Origin of the sequence: Clostridium sp. AM58-1XD (assembly GCF_003464085.1) — a bacterium.
Lineage (GTDB): Bacteria > Bacillota > Clostridia > Lachnospirales > Lachnospiraceae > Lachnoclostridium_A.
In genome coordinates this window covers 92,299-115,518 of sequence record NZ_QSDR01000003.1, presented here as the reverse complement: position 1 = coordinate 115,518, position 23,220 = coordinate 92,299, and the positions used below count along the sequence as shown (strand labels likewise).

Genomic DNA, 23,220 nt, shown 5'->3' with positions numbered 1-23,220 from the left:
AAGAGTTACTAATCAATCATGTGATCTTTATACAATAAACAGGAGGTACTCTAAGGATGAAAAACGAATGGAGAACATTCCAGAACGGCGTTTGGGAAAAAGAAATCAACGTCAGAGATTTTATTCAGAAAAACTATACACCTTATGACGGAGATGAGTCATTTTTAGCAGGCCCAACGCAAAACACGAAAGATTTATGGGATCAGGTCATGGATCTCTCACAGAAAGAACGGGAAGCCGGCGGAGTTCTGGACATGGATACCAGAGTAATTTCCACAATTACCTCTCACGGACCAGGATATCTGGAAAAGTCAAAAGAGACGATTGTAGGATTCCAGACAGACAAGCCCTTTAAACGTGCCCTTCAGCCTTACGGCGGAATCCGTATGGCAGAAAGGCATGCCTTGATAACGGATATAAAGTGGATCCGGAAATTTCCGAATTTTTTTCGGTTCACAGAAAGACCCATAATGCCGGCGTATTTGACGCCTATACCCCGGAAATGCGCGCATGCCGTTCCAGCCATATCATTACAGGCCTTCCGGATGCTTACGGACGCGGACGCATTATCGGCGACTACAGAAGAATTGCTCTCTATGGTGTGGACCGCCTGATTAAGGACAAAGAAGAGCAGAAGGCAACAACACGTACAATCATGTACTCTGAAGTGATCCGTGACCGCGAAGAGCTCTCTGAACAGATCCGCGCTCTGGACGACTTAAAGAAGCTTGGACAGATTTACGGTTTCGATCTTTCCCGTCCGGCTGTTAATGTGCAGGAAGCGATTCAGTGGACATACTTCGGATATCTGGCTGCTGTCAAAGAACAGAACGGCGCCGCCATGTCTCTTGGACGGACCTCTACCTTCCTGGACATCTATGCACAGCGCGACCTGGCTGAAGGCACATTTACAGAAGAACAGATTCAGGAATTTATCGATCACTTCATCATGAAGCTGCGCATGATCAAATTTGCCCGTACTCCGGAATACAATACTCTGTTTTCCGGCGATCCTACATGGGTGACTGAATCTATCGGAGGCGTAGGCATCGATGGCCGCCATATGGTTACTAAGATGTCCTTCCGTTATCTTCACACACTGGAGAACCTCGGTACGGCGCCGGAGCCGAACTTAACCGTACTCTGGTCAACAAAGCTTCCTGAGAATTTCAAGCGTTACTGTGCAAAAACTTCCATCCAGTCGTCTTCCGTACAGTATGAGAACGACGATCTGATGAGAGTTACTCACGGTGATGATTATGCAATTGCATGCTGTGTATCCTCTATGCGTGTAGGAAAGGAAATGCAGTTCTTTGGAGCCCGCGCCAACCTGGCGAAATGCCTTCTTTATGCAATCAACGGCGGTGTAGATGAAATGACTAAAAAGCAGATTGGGCCGACTTACCGTCCGATTACATCGGAGTATCTGGACTATGATGAGGTCATGGAAGCTTACCACAACATGATGCAGTGGCTTGCTCAGGTATATGTCAATGCTTTGAATATCATTCACTACATGCATGATAAATACTGCTACGAAAAAATTCAGATGGCTCTTCACGATCAGAAGGTGACGAGATGGTTTGCTACCGGTATCGCCGGACTCTCTGTTGTTGCCGATTCCCTGTCCGCCATCAAATATGCGAAGGTTAAGACCGTAAGAGATGAAAACGGCATTGTCGTTGACTATATCGTAGAAGGGGATTTCCCGAAATACGGCAACAACGATGACCGTGTTGATGAAATAGCAAGTGACATCGTTCATACGTTCCTGAACTATATTAAGAGGAACCACGCTTACCGGGGCGGAATCCACACCACCTCCATTCTCACCATTACCTCTAATGTGGTTTACGGCAAGAATACAGGCGCTACACCGGACGGAAGAAAATCAGGACAGCCCTTTGCTCCAGGAGCCAATCCAATGCACAGGCGTGATACTCACGGAGCCGTCGCTTCCCTCTCTTCTGTAGCCAAGCTTCCTTTCAAGGACGCTCAGGACGGAATATCCAACACCTTCTCCATCATCCCGGATGCTCTTGGAAAGGGAACTCAGGTATTTATGGGCGATCTGGATGTTGAGCTTGACGGCTGCGGTGCATGTGACGGAGCAACCTTATTTGACGGAATGGACAGAGAATAATCGTACACAATAAGAAAAGGAGACTCAGCTATGGCAAATATAAATGTTAGCGACGCGCAGATTGACAATCTTGTATCCCTGTTAGACGGCTATGTACAGCAGGGCGGACATCATTTAAATGTAAATGTGTTTACAAAAGAAACGCTTCTGGATGCACAGGCTCACCCGGAAAAATATCCTCAGCTGACCGTGCGTGTATCCGGATACGCAGTTAACTTCAACAAGCTGACAAAGGAACAGCAGGACGAGGTCATTTCCCGTACGTTCCATACGTCAATCTAATGTTAATATCGTAAACCTACACGAGGGTGCCGCAAAAAGCATTGTTTTACTTTTGCCGCACCCTCTTCTAATTATCATCTGTATAAATATACAGGAAAGGAAGTCGTGCCATGAAAGGATATGTTCATTCCATAGAAAGCTTTGGAACGGTAGACGGACCGGGAATCCGCCTTGTTGTTTTCTTAAAAGGCTGCCCCATGCGCTGCCTTTACTGTCATAATCCTGATACGTGGGAACCGGGTGGAGGAACGGAAATGGAACCGGAGGAGATCATCCGTCAGTACATGGCCTCCCAAACCTACTATCGAAACGGCGGAATTACCGTCAGCGGAGGAGAACCGATGATGCAGCTGGATTTTCTGATCGAGCTGTTCACGCTGGCCAAAGGTCATGGAATACACACATGTCTGGATACATCCGGAATCCTGTATGTTCCAGACAATTCAAAGCTGACTGGCAAAATCGATCTGCTTCTCACCGTTACGGATCTGATCCTCTTAGACATCAAGCATATTGATTCCGCTGAACACCAGAAGCTCTGCGGCCATCCGAATGAAAACATCCTGGCTTTTGCCCGCTATCTGGATCATAAGCATATTCCCGTATGGATTCGCCACGTAGTTGTTCCAGGAATCACCTTCCAGCAGGAGGAACTGTATCGTGTCGGCCGGTTTATCGGCAGTCTTTCGAACGTTAAGGCTCTGGACGTCCTTCCCTATCACGATATGGGAAAGGAAAAATATAAGCAGCTGGGAATTTCCTATCCTCTTGAAAATACAAAGCCCCTGAGCGCAGAAGAGGCTGCTGCCGCCAGGACGGTGATTCTTCGGGGAATCCGGGATGAACGGCGCCAGGCTCTAAATGACAGCCGGTAATCCTTTCGGTTTCTGCTCCTAAATTTAAACAATCCCAACATCATTTTCCACTTGAATAATTTATGTTTATAGTATAAAATAGAGACTAATCTAAAGAATATAAAGGAGGCAATTATTATGGCATACGTAATTAGTGATTCTTGCGTTAGCTGTGGCGCTTGTGCTGGTGAATGTCCAGTTGGTGCTATCGCTGAAGGTGACGGAAAGTACGAGATCAATGCTGATACATGCATCGACTGCGGTACTTGTGCTGGTACATGCCCAACAGGTGCTATTTCTGAGGGCTAATATATCCAATACATAAAGCTCCATCCGATCTGGATGGGGCTTTTTGTTGCATAGGGAAAATCATCCTGTGAGGAAAGATTTCATCCTTTGGCCCTGCCTACTTTATTCTTATTGTGAAAGCGAGGTTTATACATGAGCAAACCGCTTATTGGCTTATTGCCGTACCATGACACTGCAACGAATGACATCTATATGAGATCTGCATATACGAGGGCTATTACAGCTGCAGGAGGCATTCCCGTCGTTCTTCCGCTGGAAATATCAGAACAGGACTTAAAACAGCTTGTCGATACCCTGGACGGCTTTCTGTTTACCGGGGGGCCCGACGTTCATTCCTTCCTGTTCGGCGAAGAAACTCATCCGAAATGCAGGAATATATCACCTCTGCGTGATACTCTGGAAATGGATATCCTTCCTATTATTATGGAACAGGAAAAACCGGTTTTCGGCGTATGCCGCGGAATTCAGATTTTAAATATTGCACTTGGAGGAACCATCTATCAGGATATTGAAAGCCAATTCTCAAGTGAGATTCCCGTAGCCCATGATCAGACCTTTGACTTTAAAATTCCCTGTCACACCGTAGATGTATTCCCCGGCACTCTTCTTTCCGAGATTACTGGCGAATCCTCTCTGATGGTTAACAGTATGCACCATCAGGCAATTAAAGATCTCGCTCCGTGCCTGGAAACATGCGCCTGTGCTTCCGGCCATCTTGTAGAGGCTGTGGAATATCCGGGTTATCCATTCTTTCTGGCTGTTCAGTGGCATCCGGAGCATCTTTGGACGAAACAGCCGGAGGAACGCGCTTTGTTTGAAGCGTTTGTCAGAGCCTGCATCTGATCTTGCATAATAATAATAACTGAGGGTGTTGTAAAAAAGTGCAATGCCGCCAATACCATTTTCCCAAGAACAGAATCTGATATTGGCGGCATTCATGATTTCTTTTACAGCGCCTTACTTATCTAAAAGAATTTCCACTGCTTCTTTCAAAGTCGTCTCTTCCCCAACATTGCCTGGGAAAATGATGTACGGAATACCTGGGAAACGGCTCTCTTCTCCTGTCTGCCATACCGGAATTCCCGGACGGATCTGGCCCAGCACCGTCGCCCTCTTAACCTGAAGCGCTTTCGTTCCCACATCGCTGGATGTGATTCCTCCTTTTGCTACTACAAAGGCCGGCGTTACCTTCAGACTGCCTACAAGTGACTGTACTGCATCGGAAATCTTTACCGAACGCACCAGAGCTGCCTCCGGCGTATCGTTTTCCAGTGACAGAAGCTTTCTCTTGGTATATACGGCAACCGTTGTACCGCTCTGAATCAATTCTTCCTCCTTCTTAATGACAGAAGCGATCTCTTCTTTGAATTGATCTTCATCCAGAACAAGATCCGAATTAAACTCTATAAATTCAATTCCCGGAACTGTTTTAAGAGCTTCCAGCTGACTGGTGGTCTTCTTTGTATGGGATCCAACCACTATGATTCCGCCTGCATTCGTATCGGTCGTAACCATATCCTTCCTGGTGAGAAGGGGCTTGTCGCTGATGGCGCCGAATTCTTTTACAAAGCCTGCCGCCGTACGGAACATAAAACTGTGTCCTTTCGCCATTGCACGATAAAGCGCTACGCAGAACACCTTAAGATCGCAGGCATCTACAGCATTTACTACAATTTTTCCAAAGCCGCTGACAGAAAGCAGCTTTTTCTCTATTCCTTCATAATCAAGAGCGCGGAGTTCATCCAGCGATATATCGACTACGTCGGCTGCCTTATACTTCCCTTCCGTTTTCTCTTCCACATATTCTTTTAAATTTGAAGATTTATATCCGAATGTCCTGTCTTTGGCAAATTCTGTCTCACCGGCAGGAGTCAGTTCGTCACCATATTTTACATAATGAACGTTGTCGATGGTAAAACGGCCGCCTTCTTTAAAATACGGGCAGATGATCTCTCCGTCCACCTTTCTCGTACCGTGTTTCTCCGCCATCTGTCGGATCAGTTCTGTTTCCAGCGGATAGTGGCCGCGCAGTGTGGAATCACCTCTGCTGACAATCACGTATTCCATACCCAGTTCGTCTGCTACCTTCGCTACTGTCTCTCCAATTTCCAAATGTGCCTTTGTCGTCTGCTCAACAGTAAATCCTCTGGAGTTTGTAAGGACATAAAATAACTTGCAGTCCTCTAAAAAGCCCTTCTTAATGCTTTCATACGACCAGTCTGTATAAACAGAAATGTCATGAACCGTCTGTACCCCTGTAGGGTCATCGTCCAGTACTATGATTTTGTGTCTGTCCTTTTTTACCTCGTCCTCAAGTGCGGCCTGGACCGCGGTAACATCCACGGACGGGTATTTTGTGAGTACGGATGCGCTCAGCATAATATAATCCTCCCTTATCTGCTAATACGGAAGTAAGCTCTTGCTTCATCTGGTGTCATAGCTTCCTTGTCCATCGCGTGAAGCAGACTGACCGTCTTGGCTACAAGAGGTGCATTGGAATCCACCTGAGTACATGGGTCCAGATAATTGCTGTCCTCAAAACCAATTCTTACAGTCTTTGCTCCCATTCCGAGGGCTCCTGCAATCAGTGAAAAATCTTTCCGGTGGGCATGTGTAATTCCCCATAATGTACCTTCTGGAATCATCTCAATCATGGCTGCCAGCGCCTTCGGCGTTGCAGGCGCCTCTCCTTCATGTCCCAATACAATACTGAACAGAACAGGGGACACAAATTCATATTTTCTCATAAGCTCCTGCATCGTCCAGGTATGGCCGATTTCAAATGTTTCCACTTCCGGTGTTTTTTTCTGTTTCAAGATCTCCCTTACACAGTATTCTACATCATCAATGGGGTTCGCGTAAACAGATTTTCCCAAATTTGTTGAACCAACATTCAAAGAACATGCTTCTACGAGGTCAGAATACAAAGGTGCGCACCTTTCCTGGATGGTCAGACTGGAAACTCCGCCTGTTGAAACTTCAATAATGATGTCGGAATCCTTCCGGATCAGACGGAGCGTCTCTTCCAGAAGACTCATATCCGGCGTCAGATTGCCTTCCCCATCCCTTACATGAAGGTGAACCATTGCTGCGCCTGCCTTGTAGCAGCGGAGCACGTCTTCTGCTATTTTTTCCGGTATGATTATCTTGTCCGTAGCTGCTACAGGAGCTACGGAAACAAGTACTTTATTTTCCATCTCTGCCATATGATCTCTCTCCTTTTTAAACATGTTATTCATACAATACCTGGGCGATCAGAACGAGAGGTTCTTCTCCCTCATTTGCGATTTCATGTGTATCTCCCGGTTCGGCTGCGATGATATCTCCAGCTTCCAGCAGCTGCACTTCTCCATTGATTTTATGTACCGCCCGGCCGCTGACAATCACCATGGTTTCCATTTCTTTTTCATGTTTATGGCTTCCGATTGCAACGCCTGGATTTAATGTATGGCGTACGTAAGCCCGGCCTTTTCCCAGCATCTCCTCCGGTGCATACAGCAGTTTTTCCATGGAGACGGTTCCTTTTCCTCCCATACAGTTCTCAATCGGTACGACTTCCAAATCACTTTTCTTTCTATAAATCATTATTTTTCCCTTCCTTTCCTATAAACAGTGGGCAAAAAGCAAGACAAACTCACTGTGAACCAAAAAACAAAAGGGGCTGCTGCATATCCGACTTCTTATGACACCTGTCCTGTCATCGTCCCTGTCCTCTATGCAGCAGCCGCCTGCTACTCTTTTACCTTAACCCAGTACTGATAATGTTCTTCGACAATTTTATAAATGGAAGCCGCATCCCGTTCCTGCAAAAGCCTGACAATCCGGCGATGCATTTCCAGGAAATTTTCCAGCTCTCCTCCTGAAAATATCTGATCCATTGTCGTCATTCTGGACCGGCGGGTAATCTTATCCACATAATTGCATATAGCCTCCAGCATCGTGTTCTCCGTAATGCCTACAACGGCCGCATGGAATGCCACATCTGCTTCATGTACCCTGCGAATCTGAAGCTCATCGGAATGAACTTCTTTTTCCAGGCTGTCCAGAGCTTCTTCCACCGCATTCAGATACGCATCTCCAAATCCTGTGGAGTTCAGTTTGTCAACAGCCAGTTGAAGAATTCCTACATCAATTACCTTACGGAGCTCCATGATCTGCTTCGTGGAATCCTTCTGAAGAATGATTCCGTATAAGACCGGATATATCATCTTGCTGTCATACTCCTGGCTGACAAATGTCCCCTCTGCTCTCTTTATATGGACGACTCCATAAGCCTCCAGTATTTTTATCGCTTCCCGGACAGAGTTCCTTCCGACTCCCATGGACTCGGACAGTTCTCCTTCCGTCGGAATCTTATCTCCCGGATTTAATTCTCCATTTATAATTGCATTTGTAATATTGTCTACAATCTTGCTTACTACAGATTTTCCGCCAACCGCTTCTTTTAAAAAGCTTGTATTTCCCATACTGAACCTCCTTGCCCGCTCTTCTTTAAGTATACATCATATGTTGGTTCAGCGCAATCTTCTGTTTCCGGGGAAAATCCATTCCATTTATTCCTAGTGGATGAGACAGGTAGCAAACCATGGAATATATGTGATAGCAAACAAGGCTACAAGGGACATCAGCAGAAGAGGTACCATCTTACGGCATATAACCTCGAATTTAACTTTACCGATATCTGCTGCTACGTAAAGGTTCGGGCCTACAGGAGGTGTCACCTGACCGATAGACAGGTTCAGTACAAGGATAACTCCTAAGTGGACAAGATTGATATCCAGAGCCTTTGCGATCGGCATAATTATCGGAACGAGTATGTAGAGTGCACTGGTATTGTCCATTACACAGCCGGCACACAGGAATACGATGTTGATAATAAAAAGCATAATATACTTATTCGTTGTGAGTGCAAGCGCCATTTCTGTAAGAGAAGCCGCGATGCCCTGCTGGGTCAGCACCCATGAGAAAATTCCTGCGTTCATGATAATCAGCAGAATCATACCGGTTGTCTTTGCTGTGGAAAACAGTGTTTCCTTCAACTCCGCAAAATGGAGTTCCTTGTAAATGAATTTACCTACAAACAGGCTGTACATAACCGCTACGGCCGCTGCTTCTGTCGGTGTAAAAAGTCCTGAATATATACCGCCAAGTACGATAACCGGGCTTAAAAGGCCCCATACAGTGTCTAAAAACAGTTTTCCGATCTCCTTGGATGAAGCGCGCTGCGTATCGCCCTTCCAGCCGTTTTTCTTGGCCTGAACGAAGACCGTCACACAGAGCATAAGTCCGAAAATACATCCGGGAACAATACCCGATAAGAAGAGGTCTCCAATGGATTCTCCTGTAATCATGCCATAGATAATAAATGTGATACTTGGCGGGATAACGGTGCCAAGCGATCCTGATATTGCGGATAACGCACTGGAAAATCCCGGATCGTATCCCTGGCGCACCATAGCTGGAATCAGGATTGATCCCATCGCAGCTACAGTTGCCGTACCGGAACCGGAAATGGCCGCAAAGAATAATGCCGTTACAACTGCCACATAGCCAAGTCCGCCGTGGACTGGTCCGATCATACTGTCTGCCAGTTTGATCAGACGTTTGGAAATGCCGCCCTTGTCCATGATCGCACCTGCGAGGACGAATAACGGGATTGTCAAAAGAGAGAATTTCTGTACGGTCGCCTGCATCATGGAAGGAATGACTCCAAGAGGAGAACCGGAATACATCAGGGTGAGGGCGCTGGATACGCCAAGCACAATTGCAATCGGAATACCGAACGCAATCATAATCGCCATGGAGCCAAAAAGAATCGCTGCTGACATATTAATTTCCCTCCTTTGATGATTTAATTTCGTACTGAACCATACGTATTATGGAAAATACGGCTGTTAACGGGATCGCAATACCGATTGTCCACTGAGGCATTTCCAAAACGCCTGTGAGCAGATTGTAATGATACTGGCGGTACACCATCTGTGCTCCCCATACAATCCAGATCACGTAGTTTGCCGAACACAGAAGTAGTCTGCAAATGCGGTAAACTTTTTTCTTCGTTCCTGTAAATTTGTCAGTGAGATAGCTGAATCCCATATGAGAATTCGTTTTAAATACGCTAGCTGCTGCCAGACAGCATACCCATACGAACATCGTTGTAACAAGTTCCTGTGTAAACGACATGTTGAACCATGATATTTTTCTGGAAAATACGTTCATAAAGGTAACGACTGCCATAATGATAAGCGCGATGGAACAGAGATACTCTTCAAGATTTTCCCAGAAATCGCTAAACAAACCTTTTTCTTTCATACCCTTCCTCCTGTTATTCTTTGTAACCGCCTGTAAACAGATCGATTACATCCTGTCCTACCGACTGCGCATAGTCATCATAAATTCCTGCACATGCCTTCTGGAACTCCGCTTTCTGTTCATCCGTCAGCTCTGTAATAACCGTTCCGCCGTCTTTCAGTTTCTCAATGATTTTTGCTTCATTGTCCGCCAGATAATCGTTGCCCCAGTCGAGAGCCTCTGTTGCACATTCCCTTACCAGCGCCTGGTCTTCCGGAGATAACCGCTTCATCGTCTTCTGGCTCATGACCCAGATTGTCGTATCGCGTACGCCATCCCAAAGTGTTACGTACTGCTGCACCTCTGCAAACTTGGAAGAATCGAATACGGCGATCGGATTCTCCTGTCCGTCGATGGTCTTCTGCTGAAGGGATGTATAAACTTCAGAGAAGTCCATGGCTGTGGGGTTCGCTCCGAAGTAGTTGCGATACAGATCGATGAAAATATTCGCACCCGGAACCCGGATATTCATTCCCTTTAAGTCTTCCGGAGCCGTAATTTCTTTCTTGCTGTTTGATATCTGTCTTGATCCTGCGTTGTTGATGCCGAGCATTTCCATTTCCAGATCATTGCACCATCCGTTCACTACGTCATGTACCTTTTCACTGTGACAGAAGGCCAGCAGGTCGTCCGAATTCGGGAAAAGGAATGGAAGCCAGAAAGAATAAAATTTCTTGTCATAGTTCGCTATATTGGGCGGCGCACAGGAGTGAATATCGATGTTACCTGCCTGAACCAGCTCTATGGCCTTTGTAAGGTCGCCACCGGAGAGTCCGCAGTTAGAATAAATATTTACCTCAATTCTTCCTCCGCTTTTTTCTTCCACCAGCTGTTTAAACTGCTGCGCCGTCAGATCACTGATTGATCCCGGACTTTGTGTATGGGTAAAATGCAGAACAACTTTTTTATCCTGTGCAGATCCGCAGGCTGTCATGGAAAATACCATCGCTGCCGCACATGCAACCGCAGCTATTTTCTTTAACCTCTTAAACATATTTCCTTCTCCTTTCGCCGGAAATTACATTAATCCTTTCTTTATGAGCGCTTCTTTTAGCGCTGCAGCACCGAACCTCGGGCTTGATAATACAATTTTATCATATTTATCGTGAATATACTCTTCACAATACGCCATAGAGCCCTGTGCAAAAAGAATTACGTCTACCTGATCTGCAATCTTTCCTGCATACTCCGTCATAAGAGCTTTGAACTGTTCCTGATCCAGGCCAAAACCGCCGTCTACCAGAACATCTACCAGTTCCACATGTCTGTTCATTTCCCTTGCAACTCTTAAAATCGTATTCTTGGTAGGGTTCAGTGTCGTTGGAAGCGTTGCCATAACGCCGATCCTTGTGCCCTTTCTAACCGCCTCTCTGCACATCTCTTCGTCTACACGGACAATCGGGATCCCTGTGTATTTCGCAATATCCTGTGCTGCGTCTGCGACTTCTCCTACGGATGAACACAGATTGAGGACAGCATCCGCCCCTGCCGATACCGCTGTCATATACATTCCTACAAGCCTTGCTGCCGGCGGTGCCGTGACATATCCCGCATCTCTCACCTCCGCCAGAATTGACGGGTCCTGATAGCTGATCACCTCGGTCTCTTTTGGAAGGAGGTCTCCCACTTCCCTCTCAACAAGCTCAATTAATTCTGGTGTTGTACTCGTGTAAACTAAAGCTACTTTCATATTTCATCCTCCTATTTATATGCTACGTAGAACATCCTATGTTTAACTTGCTTTTAATATACTACATCCTACGTTCCATGTAAATAGTAAAACTACACATCCTTAGCCTATTTTTTTGTGCAACTTCTACGAAAAAGCCGGGAAACAGTACTTTATGATGGATTTCCATCAGCAATTGTCTGTTTCCCGGCCTGCGCCATAATCATTTCTGTTCTTATGCTGTTCTTCTTACATTTTCTTTCCGCTTCTCCCAAATTTCTTTCTGCGGAAAAACGGAACTTTGGAGGCGGCCGCTTCTGCGCGTCCCTTTCCCTCCTTCTGATATGCACGGATCGTTTCATCCAGCTGTTTGAAACGTTCATCTTCCTTCTCGTCGCTGACCCTCATGAGATATTCTATCTCTTTCGACATCTTATCATTGACCAGCATGCTTATATCCTGACTCAGCTGCTCATTATTATGCTCGAGAGCCCGTCCAATAATATGGTTCATGATTTCCTGGAACTGCTCCATTTTTTCCTCTGCCGTCATCGTCTGAAGGGCCTGTCCGCCTTCGCCCGAAACTGATACGAGGTTTGTCCCGGCCGATGCGGCACTTTCGCGAAGCGCGGCCGCAGCCTCATCCATCATTTCATCGGATAATTCCTCTTTTCCTTCAGCTGTCATTTTATCAAGGGCCGTTTTTATCGCCTTCAGCTGATATCCTTTTTCCTTCAGCGCTTTGATCTGCTGGAAAAGGCGGATATGAAAATCTGTATAATAACGATGCCCCATCTCATTACGGGGAATCTTTAATTCCAGTTCATCTTCCCAGTATCTCAGTACATGCGACTCCACGTCCACTTTTTTGGATGCATCTGATATTAAGTAATGTATCTCACCCATGACTAAATCCTCTCCTTTAGTTAACAATATTTCGTAACCTGTTTATATCTTATGAGAGGATATTCGAAAATATGACTGTGAGATGAAAAAAATTTGCTGCTGACCTCAAGTCAGTCTACAGACGGAATTCTTCATATTCTGTCTCACAGGGATTGCCTTTGCAAAAATATATCCTGCCCTTGGTCAGGTTCACGACTATAGAGAACACGGTTCCCATCCTCTTTCCCTTAGGCGCTTTCGGATCGTCGTGGCGGCAGATGCTGCAGGGATATTCCACATGGTCCCTTAACACTTCCATAATATCCTTTTCCGAGATCTCCCTTCCCTTTTTCCTCAACAGCTTATCGGCCCTTCCCAGCCTTACAAAGGTATCCGCAAATTTCTGCTTGGACGTATCCTTCCTGGGCGCCAGCGGCAGACGGCTGCTGATAAAATGATTCGTATGTACAAGAATACCATTCTTAGGGTACAAGACGTCAAAGTCCTCATTTTCTATCTCAATATCCACACACTCTCCGTTCCTGTGTCCAATCATGAAATTAGCGCAGCAGCCAATCTGGAACCTGGTGGCTGCGCCGATGGCCTCAGCCAGCGTCTCACAGTCCAGGATTCCTCTCATGGCCAGGTGCAGCGGCAGTCCCTTAGGCGCCTGGTTGGTGGACAGAGCGTTGAGATACAGACAGATTCCGGCGCTGTTAAACCCGGTCTTACCGATGATCCCAGCTTCGGTAACCATGAAAATATCCGGTTTTCCGTTCTTTTGCCGTATCTTCATCATGATCATGGCCCCGCGCTGGCTGGTCTTCCAGTCCCAGTTGTGCGCCAAAAAGGCATCCCCGCCCGCTCCTGCGTCGCTGCTGATACCGATGGATGTACAGCCGCCGTCCGTCTGATCCATTTCACTGCCCACAAAAACCAGCTCACTCCGGCAGTTGAGCGCTAGGATATCTTCAAATTCAAATCCGGAACCCGCAGCAACCCCTTTTATCTCTTCCAGATAATCCGGATTGTAGTCGCGGATAATCTCCGTAAAACCCTTAGAAAGCTCTTTGGCCCTCTCCCACTCAAGGTTTGAGTAATCCATGAACATTTCCCTGTAACATGCAATTGTATCCGCCACCTTCTCTTTAAAAAGCTTCCCGTGCTGATAACCAATTTCATACGGTGTTCCCGCTATCTCTGCTAATGGAAAATTCTCCATACCATTCACCTTCCTTTCCCCCCTCCCAAAAGGGGCCTCTATCAGGCCTTTTTCCTATGCCGTAACTTTAAAACGACCTCGTCCCCTACCTGGCTTGTTGTTGCCGCGCCGCCAAGGTCAGGCGTCAATACCTTTTTCTCCTTTAACACCTCTTCTATAATCTCGATCAGACATTTTCCCCACTCCTCATGTCCGAAGAAATCCAGCATCTGGCTGGCCGACCATACGGCAGCCAGGGGATTGGCCCTGCCTTGTCCTGCAATATCCGGCGCCGATCCATGGATCGGTTCAAACATGGACGGAAATTCCCGTTCCGGATTCAGGTTCGCCCCGGCCGCCAAACCCATTCCTCCGGCAATGGCTGCGCCAGATCCGTCAGAATATCCCCGAACAGATTGGATGTTACTACAATCTCAAAACGCCCCGGGTCTTTTACCATGAACATGCTGGCGGCATCCACCAATAAGGACTGTGTCTTGACATCCGGATACTCTTCCCCTATCTCCTTAAATATCTGATCCCAGAAAACCATGGAGTAGTTCAGCGCATTTCCCTTACTGATACTGGTCAGAGACTTTCCTTTCTCCCGGGCCAGGTTGTATGCATATCTGATAATGCGCTGGCAGCCATGCCTGGAGAACACCCCTTCCTGGAGCACCACCTCGTGTGGTTTTCCTTTAAACAGCCAGCTGCCGCTTCCTGCGTACTCGCCCTCGCTGTTCTCCCGTACAAATATCATATCAACATCTTTTCTATCCACATCCTTAAGTGGACAAGGCGCTCCCTCCAAAAGCTTCACCGGCCGCAAATTCACATACTGGTCGAAACTCTTCCTGATGGTCAGCAGCAAATCCCACAGGGATATGTGATCCGGTACTCCGGGATACCCAACCGCTCCCAGAAAGATCGCGTCAAACTCCTTCAGCCTTTCAATCCCGTCGTCATCCATCATTTTTCCAGTCTTTAAATAGTACTCGCACCCCCATGGGAAATATGTAAATTCGAAGTCAAAACCTCCGTCACATTCCGCCACACGGTTCAGGACCTTAATCCCCTCCGTCAGCACCTCCGGGCCAATGCCGTCTCCTGCAATAACCGCTATCTTGTGTTTTACCACTTTCGCTTCCCCCTTCACTGTCATCCTTATATATACATACTATTCCTTAAAGGTCCATAAGTAAAATCTTTTTTTCTGATGAAACCATCAAAAAAGATTATGGCAAACCGTTGCTGGTCCGCCATAATCTTTTCATCCATTGATTGCTCTTGTTTTCTTAACTTTTTTATTAACTATTTTGTTATTCTGCTTTTATAAAATTGTTTTCGCATACTTCTTAGTAAAGTCCAGGAACCTGGCTGCATCGTGAAACATATGCCGGTTCCGCTTCCAGACAAGGCCTATCTGGATATAGACCGGATTTTCCAGGGAAATCCCCCTGATTTCCGGTACGGTCTCCGCAATATCCCGGAACATAAAACCCGCTGTGATTTCATCGGATATGAATTCCTTGATGGTATAAAACTGGCTGGAATAATGCAGGATTCTGGGCCTGAATCCTTCCCTTTCAAACCGTTCCTTGATGACCTGATTCTGGTAGAAACCGTCGTTAAACATAATCAGCGGCTCATCCTTGATCTGCTCAACGGAGACCTTGCCACGCCCGGCCAGCGGATGATTCCTGGACACACAGAATACTGTTTCCGTCTCCGTCAGCTTCAGAATATTATAGGAATCCTCAGTCAGATCATTGATTGGAACAATTGCGAAATCCAGAACACTGTCGTCCAGCATCTCCATCAGATACCGGCTTCCTCCCTCTCTGGAATTAAGCATGATTTCCGGATAATATTTTTTGAATTCTTTATACATCTTAGGAAACAGGAATGTGCCTATCATAGGCGGTATCCCTAGGTTAATCCGCTTTCTCCGGTTCCCTATGTCCCGCATCATCTGGTCCAGCTCATCCGCCTGTTCCAACAGGGCCATGGCCCTTTCACAGAAATACTTCCCCTCCTGGGTCACCGCAAATCCTTTGTTGTTCCGCTCCAAAAGCAGGACGCCGAACTCGTTCTCAAGCTCCCGGATGGCCATGGAAATAGACGGCTGCGAAACGTGGAGCTCATTGGCGGCCTTGGTTATGCTTCCGTTCCTGCATGCCGCACAGTAGTATTGTAGCTTATGGAGTTTCATGAATTTACCTCTGAAATTGGAAATGGAGCGAGCTATAAAATCCCAAATACGCGCCGTCTAAAAGGCAGGTACTCATTAACGGCTGTTCTTATTGCCTGGCCATATTCGCAAACTTCGTATACTCTGGGCGCCATACGAGATTGATTGTGCCGATTGGGCCGTTTCTCTGTTTGGCAATGATAACTTCTGCTATGTTCGGATTCTCTGTATCCTTATTATAGTAATCGTCCCTGTACAGGAACATTACAACGTCCGCATCCTGCTCAATTGCTCCTGACTCTCTCAAGTCAGACAGCATAGGCCTGTGGTCCTGCCTCGTCTCACAGGCACGGCTCAACTGGGACAGCGCTATGACCGGAGCGTTCAATTCCCTGGCCAGAGCTTTTAAAGATCTGGAAATTTCTGAAATTTCCTGCTGACGGTTATCTCCGCCCTTTCCTGAACCTGACATCAGCTGCAAATAGTCGATGATTACCATGGACAGACCATATTCCAGTTTCATCTTTCTGCATTTGGAACGCAGTTCTGTTATGGAAATTCCCGGCGTATCATCAATGATCAGTTTGGAATTGCCGATCACTCCAATACCTTCCACGACAGCGTCCCAGTCCTCATCCGTCAGCGTCCCGGTCCTAAGCTTTTGGGAATCCACGTTGGACTCCATGGAAAGCATTCGGTTAACCAGCTGCTCTTTTGACATTTCCAGGCTGAATACCATACATGGAAAACCTTTCTTAACAGCTACATGTTCAACAAGGTTGAGGACAAATGCCGTCTTTCCCATAGAAGGCCTGGCTGCAATCAGAACAAAATCAGACGGCTGCATGCCGGAGGTCTTATAATCCAGATCGATAAAGCCGGTCGGAATACCTGTCACCGTATCCTTTGTCTTCGAAGCGATCTCAATTTTCTCCAGAACGTTTAATGCAACCTGCTTAATAGGTACGAAATCGCCCCCGGTTCTGCTCTGAAGCAGATCAAAAATGGACTTTTCCGTATGGGCAAGGATGTCTTCCAGGTTCTCTTTTCCGGCGTAACATGTATTTGCTATCTCTTCATTTACTTTAATCAGTCTTCTTAGAACTGCTTTTTCCCTTACGATATTTGCATAGGATTTCACATTGGCCGATGTGGGTACCGTCGTAATAATATCACGGACAAACTCCAGGCTGCTCACTTCCGGAGGAACATCCTTTTCCTTAAGCCGGTTCTGAAGTGTTACCAGATCGACTGGTTTTCCCTCGTTAAACAGCTCCACCATGGATTCGAACATAATACCATATTGATTCTGATAAAAGTCATCACCCGTCACGATTTCAGAAGCAGCGATAATCGCTTCCCTGTCCATCAGCATGGAACCGATAACCGACTGTTCCGCTTCCACGCTGTGGGGCAGTACACGTTTTAATAGAGCTTCATCCATAATCTTATCTCCTGAAATGAGAATGGGGCTTACGCCTCAATGACTTTGACAGCCAGCTTTCCTGTTACATCCTTGTGCAGTTTTACAGGTACTTCGTGGGTACCTAACGTTTTCAACGGTTCCGGAAGCACAAGCTTTTTCTTATCGATTTCCAAACCGAGCTGGTCTTTTACGGCGCCGGCAATTTCCTTTCCGGAAACTGATCCGAATGCTCTCCCGCCTTCTCCTGCCTTAATCTTCAAAGTAATGGCAGACTGTGCCAGCTTTTCGGCCAGTTCCTTCGCTGCTGCCAGCTGCTCAGCAGCAATTCTGTTTTCGTTGGCTTTCTGCAGCTTCAAATCATTCAGATTCTTTGAATTCGCCTCAACCCCCAGTTTCTTTGGAGGATAAAGTTTCTTGCGTATCCATCGTTTACATTGACAATCTGTCCCTTTTTTCCTAAAGCCTTTACATCCTCTAATAATACAATCTGCATTTTATGATATATCTCCTTTCTCAATCATGGACCGAATCACATCTTTAATCTTCTCTTCGGCCTCTTCAATGGTCAATCCGGTCAGCTGTGCGCCGGCAATCGTTCTGTGACCGCCTCCGCCAAGCTGTTCCATCATAACCTGTACATTCACTTCATCAATCGACCTGGCGCTCACATAGATTACGCCATTGTATAAGGACATAACAATGGATGCCTTGATCCCTGAGATGTCCATCAGTTCATTCGCCGCCTGTGCGCCTACAATCATCGGGCTTTCCAGCCCATCAGAAGGACACACGCTGATCGCAAATGCATTTTCAAACACCTCTGCGTTGCTGATTGCAACTGCTTTGGCCTTATAATCAGCCATATCGTCACGGAACATCTTTCTCACCCTGGTTACATCGGCTCCGCAGCGCCTTAAAAAGGCGGCAGCTTCGAATGTCCTGACCCCTGTCTGATTCGTAAAATTATTTGTATCAATTACAATTCCTGCGTACATGGCGTCGGCTTCGATCTGCTTCATCTTGATTCCGTCGGCAATGTACTGAAGCACCTCTGCCACCATTTCACATGTAGAAGAGGCGAATGGTTCCACATAGGACAAAACGGCGCTGCTGATAATCTCGCTGCTCTGCCTGTGATGGTCCAGCACAACGATCGTCTTTATTTTCTGCAGAAGTTCCGGAGAATCCGTAATGCTCGGCCTGTTCACGTCTACTACCACCAGCATAGCTGTGCTGTCGGAGAGCTCCATCGCTCTCGCCCCGTTTATAAACATATCGTCCGGATAATCTCCGCTGTTTTTAAACCGGTCCATCATCGGACGTACGGAAGAAGTCACTTCATTAATAACGATATTTGCTTTTTTTATTCATCGCTGTCGCGATACGATAAATACCTACAGCCGCTCCCAGGGAATCAATATCCGCCAGCTTGTGTCCCATAATCAGGAGACGGTCTTTCGTCTCCATCAGCTCTCTCAGAGCATGAGCCTTCACTCTGGCCTTTACTCTCGTCGCCTTTTCTGCCTGCTGGCTCTTACCGCCGTAATACTGGATTCTCACTCCGTCTTTGATAACAGCCTGATCTCCGCCTCTGCCCAATGCCATATCAATTGCAACTCTGGCAAAATCATAATTCTGAGAATAACTGTCACCGTTCATTCCAAGACCGATACTCAGCGTAACCGCCATTTCATTTCCGATATTAACGGTCTTTACCTCTTCCAGGATGGAAAATCTCCCTTCCCTCAGAGTCTCCACGTATTCCTGCTTAATCGCGAAGAAATATTTGTCCTTTTCGATCTTCTTGACTATGCCGTTCATGCCGTTAATATATTTGCTGACTCTCCTGTCGATAAGCGCAGTCAGAAGAGAGCGCCTTACTTCTTCCACGCTCTCCAGAGCTTCTTCATAATTATCCAGGTAAATCAGGCCGCAGACCATCTTCTGATTATCGATCTCTCTCCGATATTCAATAATCTGCGTCTCATCAAATAGATAAATTGCAATCAGCTTCTCCTCTTCATCCTGAATACCCAGCTTTTTTTCCTGCTCCATATCCAGAAATACAGGCTTTAAATCCAGCTGATACCGGCATGGACCATATACCGTATGAAGGGTGGTCGCCTCTCTGGAATTCAGCACTTCCTTCGTAACTTCCGGAAAAAGAGCCGTAAGATTCTTTTTGATGACTTTCCCCTTATCATCGGTCAGAATCTTTGAAAACGTTTCATTCAGCCAGAGAATCCGCCCCTCATCATCTGCAAGAGCATACGGCAACGCCAGTTCTGAAAGAAGCTGCTTCTGTACCCAGGCATATTCCGAAGAAAACTCTACCAGACCACCCAGCAGTTTTTTCCTCCTGTAAATATAAAGCCAGAGTGCAATTGCTGCATATAAAATCGTAAACACTGACATAATCAGCCCGGCGATGGAATTTATGCATCCGACTACCAGATTCATAAAAACCACTAATGCCGTCATCAGAAGGGGCCACTGCAGATAAATCTTCAGCTGCCCTCTGACTTTCACCTTTTCTTTCATATCCGGTCTCCTTACGTGTTGTGTTTTCAGCCACTATATTCTGTTTGTTTATCTTATACAGTATATCACAAGAAATTATTTTCGTCTATAATCTGTAATTCGTTGTCTTTTCTTACAATTTCCGGCTTTTTCCACCATACTTTTCCTTAAATCCCTCCTTTTCCACAAAAAATATGGTACAATATCTCTGAAACAATCACTAAATGAATCTGGAGGGACAACTATGAAAAAGATCATTCTTACAGCAGGAATAACCGGCTGCTGTCTTTTGACATCCGGCTGTTTTTATTACCCGTTTCCAAACCAGCCTCTGGATACCTCCAATGATGTGCAGGATGAGGAAATACAGACGCCCGTAGGGCTAAAATGTCCCGATAACATGACTGTTCTGAAAGAGGGCGGCAAACTGAGAACAAATGTATTAAACCTGGAGATCAACTCAGCCGGGCTCTATAAGACATATGAATCAGAATCACCGGGAGATGAGGACTGGCGTTTTCTTGTTGTCAACATTACCGCAGACAGCCGCTTCGAGAACTCGGCTGTTCTATACATAGACAGCACCTCATTTATGATTACATGGAAGGATCTCGGCGGATATGCAGTAACGCCGGAAACAGACGCATATATCGGAGATCAGCTGCCCGACTATAATAACGAAATCCGTCTTTTTAAGAAGTCTTCCCGTACCGGTAATCTGATTTTTGTCGTACCAAAAGAGATCGACGAGTTTCAGCTCATCTATCAGAAATCAGCCCTTCCGTTTACAGCTGAAACGGAAACGGACCCCTATGACACCTACTCCGATTATTATTCTGGAAGCGATCCGTATTACAATATGCCGTATTATGATATGCCAGATTTTGATATCTTTGATTTTTTTAATGATTATGGCGGCTACGGCGGTTATGATGATTATGACAGTTATGATGACTATAATAACTATGATGATTATAACAGCTATGATGATTACGGGAATGGTGATAATAAAGACGGCTACGGCGATTATGAAGACGGTGGCAGCGAAAGCCATCCTGAAACAAAAGCCAGTAATCACCTGTAAAAAACAGCATCCTCTTTTTATATTGTATCAAACAATCGGTAATTTTATCTTACACTCTCAGCATCCGGTAGCCAATTCCAACATGGGTCTGAATATACTGTGGCACCGAAGAGTCCTTTTCGATTTTTTTGCGCAGAGTTGCCATAAATACCCTTAGAGAAGCGACATCGTTATCCCACGAGCTGCCCCATACTTCCCTTGTAATATAAGAATGGGTCAGCACCTTCCCCACGTTTTTCGCAAGAAGGCAGAGAAGCTTATATTCAATCGGTGTCAGATGCAGTTCTTCTGAATTCAGGTAGACACATCCGGCCGAATAATCGATTTTTAAATCTCCGTTTTCAAATACAGCCGTATCTGCTCCACAGCTGCTGTCCTGATAGCTGAGGCGTCGGAAGGTAACCCGAAGCCTGGCCAGCAGCTCCTCTACAGAAAATGGTTTTGTAAGGTAATCATCTGCCCCTGCATCCAGAGCTTCTATTTTATCTGTTTCTTCGCTCCTGGCGCTGATAACGATAATTGGCAGTTTGGACCAGGAACGCACCTTTTCTATGATTTCAATTCCATCGATATCCGGAAGTCCAAGGTCCAGAAGCATGACATCTGGATTATTGGATACCGCGCCCAGTATTGCAGATTCCCCGTTAGAGGCCGTAATATACCGATAGTTATGTGTTTCCAGTGTAGTTGAAATCAGATTTCGAATAGCAGTATCATCCTCTACAACAAGAATTAATGGCTTATTCATGTAATGTTACCTCCTCTTTCGGCAGCGTAAATCGAAAAACCGTCCCCTTCGGACAATTGTCAAGTACGAAAATCTCTCCCCCATGCGCCGTTATAATTGATCTGCAGAGCGCCAGGCCGAGCCCCAGGCTTCTGCGGCTGTCCGCCGCCCCTTTGTTTACCGTATAGAACATATCAAAAATTCTCTTTTTCTCCTCATCGCCAATTCCGTCGCCGTTATCAGATACATCGACAACCACCATACCGTCTCTGTCATACGTATGCAAAACGATCTCCGATCCGGGAGGCGTATATTTGATCGCGTTGTCCACAAGGTTAATGATGACCTGTACGATCAGCCTCGCATCCATTTTGGCAAGAAAAAACTCCTCCGGCTGGCATACCGTAATTTTATGTTCCTGTTTTTTCCGGTTCACATGCTTCAATGCCTCAGCAATCACCTCATCCATCAGTTCTGCGGACATTCTCAGCCTCATCGTTCCATCCTCAATTCTGGTAACAGCCAGCATATTTTCCACCAGATTAATCAGCCATCTGGCATCGTCATAGATATCCAGATACATTTGGCGCCGGCCGGAAGCGTCCATATCTTCCGAATTCGTAATCAGTATATCGGCATTTCCCGAAATCGACGTCAGAGGAGTCCTGAGATCATGAGAGATCGACCTCAGCAGATTAGCCCGGAGCTGTTCATTTTTTGCCATGAGGGCGCTTTGTTCCCTCTCTCTCAACGACGTTTCATTCTCCAATGCCAGTGCGCATTCTCCCAGAATGGAACGGACCATATGATTTTCAAAGGTATCGAGAGGACTGGAAGGCACAGCAATCCCAACCACTCCATAAATGGCTTCTCCTATGTGAACAGGAAGATAAAGACACTTTTCATTTCCCAGCACATCCGTTGTCGCTCCTGCCGGACTTCCCGTTTTGCGCACCAGATCGGCCGTGGCCCTTTCGTTGTCTCCTGTATATTCATCAGGGATCATTTCGCCGCAGGCCGCAAAGCACATTGGTTCCGTAAGAGTCCCGTTATCTGCCAGATAAACCACGATATTACGTTTTAATAGCTTCACCAGCTGATTTGCCACTACAGATACGATTTCTTCTTTTCCTTTTCCCTTCTGAATCAGCTGATTCGTTTCCAGCAGAATCTGCGTCCGGTATGCTGCCTCGGCCGCCTGTTTTGTCTGCTGCTTCATCCTGACTGCCAGCGTTCCTGTTATGAAGGCAGACAGGAACATGATAATAAAAGTAACAGGGTAATCACTGTTGTATGCCTTCAGCGTCAAATACGGCACTGTAAAAAAATAGTTGAATGCCAGAACGCTTACGACAGATGATACCAGACTGTATATGCGCCTTGACGTCACAACGGCAGTAATCAGCACCCCCAGAATATATACCATAATAATATTGGCGTCTGAAAATCCCGCCCGTCTGAAAATCATGCCTACTCCTGTTGACGCCGCTAAAAGCAGCAGACTCTTTGCCGCATCCCCGCCGTCCTGCCGCCCCTGCAACCTGTCTGAGCGAAAATCCTCCATAAAGTCTGCCTCCT

21 protein-coding genes and 3 pseudogenes are annotated in these 23,220 nt (G+C 46.3%); 6 read left to right on the top strand and 18 right to left on the bottom strand.

The window, feature by feature from the left end:
- Positions 1-56 precede the first annotated feature (56 nt).
- The 5 genes and pseudogenes from pflB (at position 57) to DXA13_RS02530 (ending at position 4,431) form a co-directional block, all read left to right on the top strand.
- Positions 57-2,143, top strand: a pseudogene (gene pflB / locus DXA13_RS02550) (formate C-acetyltransferase).
- A 30-nt stretch (positions 2,144-2,173) separates the two neighbouring features.
- The gene (gene grcA3 / locus DXA13_RS02545; protein ID WP_118241736.1) at positions 2,174-2,425 is read left to right on the top strand and encodes an autonomous glycyl radical cofactor GrcA3; all 252 of its coding nucleotides are present in this window, start codon (positions 2,174-2,176) and stop codon (positions 2,423-2,425) included.
- A 110-nt stretch (positions 2,426-2,535) separates the two neighbouring features.
- Entirely contained in the window at positions 2,536-3,300 is a 765-nt protein-coding gene (gene pflA / locus DXA13_RS02540) for a pyruvate formate-lyase-activating protein (RefSeq protein WP_118241734.1), read from the top strand.
- A 117-nt stretch (positions 3,301-3,417) separates the two neighbouring features.
- A complete protein-coding gene (locus tag DXA13_RS02535) occupies positions 3,418-3,588 on the top strand; it encodes a 4Fe-4S binding protein (protein WP_118241732.1) in 171 nt (56 codons plus the stop codon).
- 132 nt (positions 3,589-3,720) lie between these two features.
- Positions 3,721-4,431, top strand: a complete 711-nt coding sequence (locus DXA13_RS02530; protein WP_118241730.1) for a gamma-glutamyl-gamma-aminobutyrate hydrolase family protein — start codon at positions 3,721-3,723, stop codon at positions 4,429-4,431.
- A gap of 114 nt (positions 4,432-4,545) precedes the next feature.
- Here the strand turns inward: DXA13_RS02530 and DXA13_RS02525 are convergent, their stop codons facing one another.
- The 16 genes and pseudogenes from DXA13_RS02525 to DXA13_RS22680 all read right to left on the bottom strand — a co-directional run bounded on the left by DXA13_RS02525 (position 4,546) and on the right by DXA13_RS22680 (position 19,852).
- Positions 4,546-5,967 (bottom strand): four-carbon acid sugar kinase family protein, encoded by a 1,422-nt coding sequence (locus tag DXA13_RS02525; protein ID WP_118241728.1) that lies wholly within the window; start codon positions 5,965-5,967, stop codon positions 4,546-4,548.
- A 14-nt stretch (positions 5,968-5,981) separates the two neighbouring features.
- Positions 5,982-6,794: a 3-keto-5-aminohexanoate cleavage protein gene (locus tag DXA13_RS02520; protein ID WP_118241860.1), complete on the bottom strand. Its 813-nt coding sequence runs from the start codon at positions 6,792-6,794 to the stop codon at positions 5,982-5,984.
- Positions 6,795-6,819: 25 nt separating this feature from the next.
- Positions 6,820-7,173: a cupin domain-containing protein gene (locus tag DXA13_RS02515; RefSeq protein WP_118241726.1), complete on the bottom strand. Its 354-nt coding sequence runs from the start codon at positions 7,171-7,173 to the stop codon at positions 6,820-6,822.
- A gap of 146 nt (positions 7,174-7,319) precedes the next feature.
- Positions 7,320-8,054, bottom strand: coding sequence for a GntR family transcriptional regulator (locus DXA13_RS02510; RefSeq protein WP_118241724.1), 735 nt, complete (start codon positions 8,052-8,054; stop codon positions 7,320-7,322).
- A 93-nt stretch (positions 8,055-8,147) separates the two neighbouring features.
- Positions 8,148-9,416, bottom strand: coding sequence for a TRAP transporter large permease (locus tag DXA13_RS02505; protein WP_118241722.1), 1,269 nt, complete (start codon positions 9,414-9,416; stop codon positions 8,148-8,150).
- A 1-nt stretch (position 9,417) separates the two neighbouring features.
- A complete protein-coding gene (locus DXA13_RS02500; protein ID WP_118241720.1) occupies positions 9,418-9,900 on the bottom strand; it encodes a TRAP transporter small permease in 483 nt (160 codons plus the stop codon).
- A gap of 13 nt (positions 9,901-9,913) precedes the next feature.
- A complete protein-coding gene (locus DXA13_RS02495; RefSeq protein ID WP_118241718.1) occupies positions 9,914-10,933 on the bottom strand; it encodes a DctP family TRAP transporter solute-binding subunit in 1,020 nt (339 codons plus the stop codon).
- 24 nt (positions 10,934-10,957) lie between these two features.
- On the bottom strand, positions 10,958-11,629 hold the full coding sequence (locus DXA13_RS02490; protein ID WP_118241715.1) for an aspartate/glutamate racemase family protein: 672 nt from the start codon (positions 11,627-11,629) through the stop codon (positions 10,958-10,960).
- A gap of 228 nt (positions 11,630-11,857) precedes the next feature.
- Entirely contained in the window at positions 11,858-12,514 is a 657-nt protein-coding gene (locus DXA13_RS02485; protein WP_118241713.1) for a helix-turn-helix domain-containing protein, read from the bottom strand.
- 115 nt (positions 12,515-12,629) lie between these two features.
- Positions 12,630-13,715 (bottom strand): C45 family peptidase, encoded by a 1,086-nt coding sequence (locus DXA13_RS02480; protein WP_118241711.1) that lies wholly within the window; start codon positions 13,713-13,715, stop codon positions 12,630-12,632.
- A 41-nt stretch (positions 13,716-13,756) separates the two neighbouring features.
- A pseudogene (locus DXA13_RS02475) lies at positions 13,757-14,832 on the bottom strand (tartrate dehydrogenase).
- A gap of 192 nt (positions 14,833-15,024) precedes the next feature.
- On the bottom strand, positions 15,025-15,906 hold the full coding sequence (locus tag DXA13_RS02470; RefSeq protein ID WP_118241709.1) for a LysR family transcriptional regulator: 882 nt from the start codon (positions 15,904-15,906) through the stop codon (positions 15,025-15,027).
- 88 nt (positions 15,907-15,994) lie between these two features.
- Entirely contained in the window at positions 15,995-17,329 is a 1,335-nt protein-coding gene (gene dnaB, locus DXA13_RS02465; RefSeq protein ID WP_118241707.1) for a replicative DNA helicase, read from the bottom strand.
- A 29-nt stretch (positions 17,330-17,358) separates the two neighbouring features.
- Positions 17,359-17,804 (bottom strand): annotated as a pseudogene (rplI, locus tag DXA13_RS02460) (50S ribosomal protein L9).
- A gap of 1 nt (position 17,805) precedes the next feature.
- Positions 17,806-18,585, bottom strand: coding sequence for a DHH family phosphoesterase (locus tag DXA13_RS22685; RefSeq protein WP_347559658.1), 780 nt, complete (start codon positions 18,583-18,585; stop codon positions 17,806-17,808).
- A 67-nt stretch (positions 18,586-18,652) separates the two neighbouring features.
- A complete protein-coding gene (locus DXA13_RS22680) occupies positions 18,653-19,852 on the bottom strand; it encodes a hypothetical protein (protein WP_347559657.1) in 1,200 nt (399 codons plus the stop codon).
- A 223-nt stretch (positions 19,853-20,075) separates the two neighbouring features.
- Here DXA13_RS22680 and DXA13_RS02450 point away from each other — a divergent pair, with 223 nt between their 5' ends.
- Complete coding sequence (locus DXA13_RS02450) at positions 20,076-20,915, top strand: hypothetical protein (RefSeq protein ID WP_118241706.1); 840 nt, start codon at positions 20,076-20,078, stop codon at positions 20,913-20,915.
- 49 nt (positions 20,916-20,964) lie between these two features.
- Here the strand turns inward: DXA13_RS02450 and DXA13_RS02445 are convergent, their stop codons facing one another.
- Together DXA13_RS02445 and DXA13_RS02440 are read right to left on the bottom strand one after the other, a co-directional pair.
- A complete protein-coding gene (locus DXA13_RS02445; protein ID WP_118241704.1) occupies positions 20,965-21,663 on the bottom strand; it encodes a response regulator transcription factor in 699 nt (232 codons plus the stop codon).
- Positions 21,656-23,206 (bottom strand): DUF4118 domain-containing protein, encoded by a 1,551-nt coding sequence (locus DXA13_RS02440; RefSeq protein WP_243008929.1) that lies wholly within the window; start codon positions 23,204-23,206, stop codon positions 21,656-21,658. The genes DXA13_RS02445 and DXA13_RS02440 overlap by 8 nt, the downstream gene beginning before the upstream one ends.
- Positions 23,207-23,220: the final 14 nt, after the last annotated feature.

Coding starts and splice junctions, on each gene's coding strand:
- grcA3 (WP_118241736.1), top strand. CDS start 2,174: ATGGCAAATATAAATGTTAGCGACGCGCAGATTGACAATCTTGTATCC.
- pflA (WP_118241734.1), top strand. CDS start 2,536: ATGAAAGGATATGTTCATTCCATAGAAAGCTTTGGAACGGTAGACGGA.
- DXA13_RS02535 (WP_118241732.1), top strand. CDS start 3,418: ATGGCATACGTAATTAGTGATTCTTGCGTTAGCTGTGGCGCTTGTGCT.
- DXA13_RS02530 (WP_118241730.1), top strand. CDS start 3,721: ATGAGCAAACCGCTTATTGGCTTATTGCCGTACCATGACACTGCAACG.
- DXA13_RS02525 (WP_118241728.1), bottom strand. CDS start 5,967: ATGCTGAGCGCATCCGTACTCACAAAATACCCGTCCGTGGATGTTACC.
- DXA13_RS02520 (WP_118241860.1), bottom strand. CDS start 6,794: ATGGCAGAGATGGAAAATAAAGTACTTGTTTCCGTAGCTCCTGTAGCA.
- DXA13_RS02515 (WP_118241726.1), bottom strand. CDS start 7,173: ATGATTTATAGAAAGAAAAGTGATTTGGAAGTCGTACCGATTGAGAAC.
- DXA13_RS02510 (WP_118241724.1), bottom strand. CDS start 8,054: ATGGGAAATACAAGCTTTTTAAAAGAAGCGGTTGGCGGAAAATCTGTA.
- DXA13_RS02505 (WP_118241722.1), bottom strand. CDS start 9,416: ATGTCAGCAGCGATTCTTTTTGGCTCCATGGCGATTATGATTGCGTTC.
- DXA13_RS02500 (WP_118241720.1), bottom strand. CDS start 9,900: ATGAAAGAAAAAGGTTTGTTTAGCGATTTCTGGGAAAATCTTGAAGAG.
- DXA13_RS02495 (WP_118241718.1), bottom strand. CDS start 10,933: ATGTTTAAGAGGTTAAAGAAAATAGCTGCGGTTGCATGTGCGGCAGCG.
- DXA13_RS02490 (WP_118241715.1), bottom strand. CDS start 11,629: ATGAAAGTAGCTTTAGTTTACACGAGTACAACACCAGAATTAATTGAG.
- DXA13_RS02485 (WP_118241713.1), bottom strand. CDS start 12,514: ATGGGTGAGATACATTACTTAATATCAGATGCATCCAAAAAAGTGGAC.
- DXA13_RS02480 (WP_118241711.1), bottom strand. CDS start 13,715: ATGGAGAATTTTCCATTAGCAGAGATAGCGGGAACACCGTATGAAATT.
- DXA13_RS02470 (WP_118241709.1), bottom strand. CDS start 15,906: ATGAAACTCCATAAGCTACAATACTACTGTGCGGCATGCAGGAACGGA.
- dnaB (WP_118241707.1), bottom strand. CDS start 17,329: ATGGATGAAGCTCTATTAAAACGTGTACTGCCCCACAGCGTGGAAGCG.
- DXA13_RS22685 (WP_347559658.1), bottom strand. CDS start 18,585: ATGTTTATAAACGGGGCGAGAGCGATGGAGCTCTCCGACAGCACAGCT.
- DXA13_RS22680 (WP_347559657.1), bottom strand. CDS start 19,852: ATGAAAGAAAAGGTGAAAGTCAGAGGGCAGCTGAAGATTTATCTGCAG.
- DXA13_RS02450 (WP_118241706.1), top strand. CDS start 20,076: ATGAAAAAGATCATTCTTACAGCAGGAATAACCGGCTGCTGTCTTTTG.
- DXA13_RS02445 (WP_118241704.1), bottom strand. CDS start 21,663: ATGAATAAGCCATTAATTCTTGTTGTAGAGGATGATACTGCTATTCGA.
- DXA13_RS02440 (WP_243008929.1), bottom strand. CDS start 23,206: ATGGAGGATTTTCGCTCAGACAGGTTGCAGGGGCGGCAGGACGGCGGG.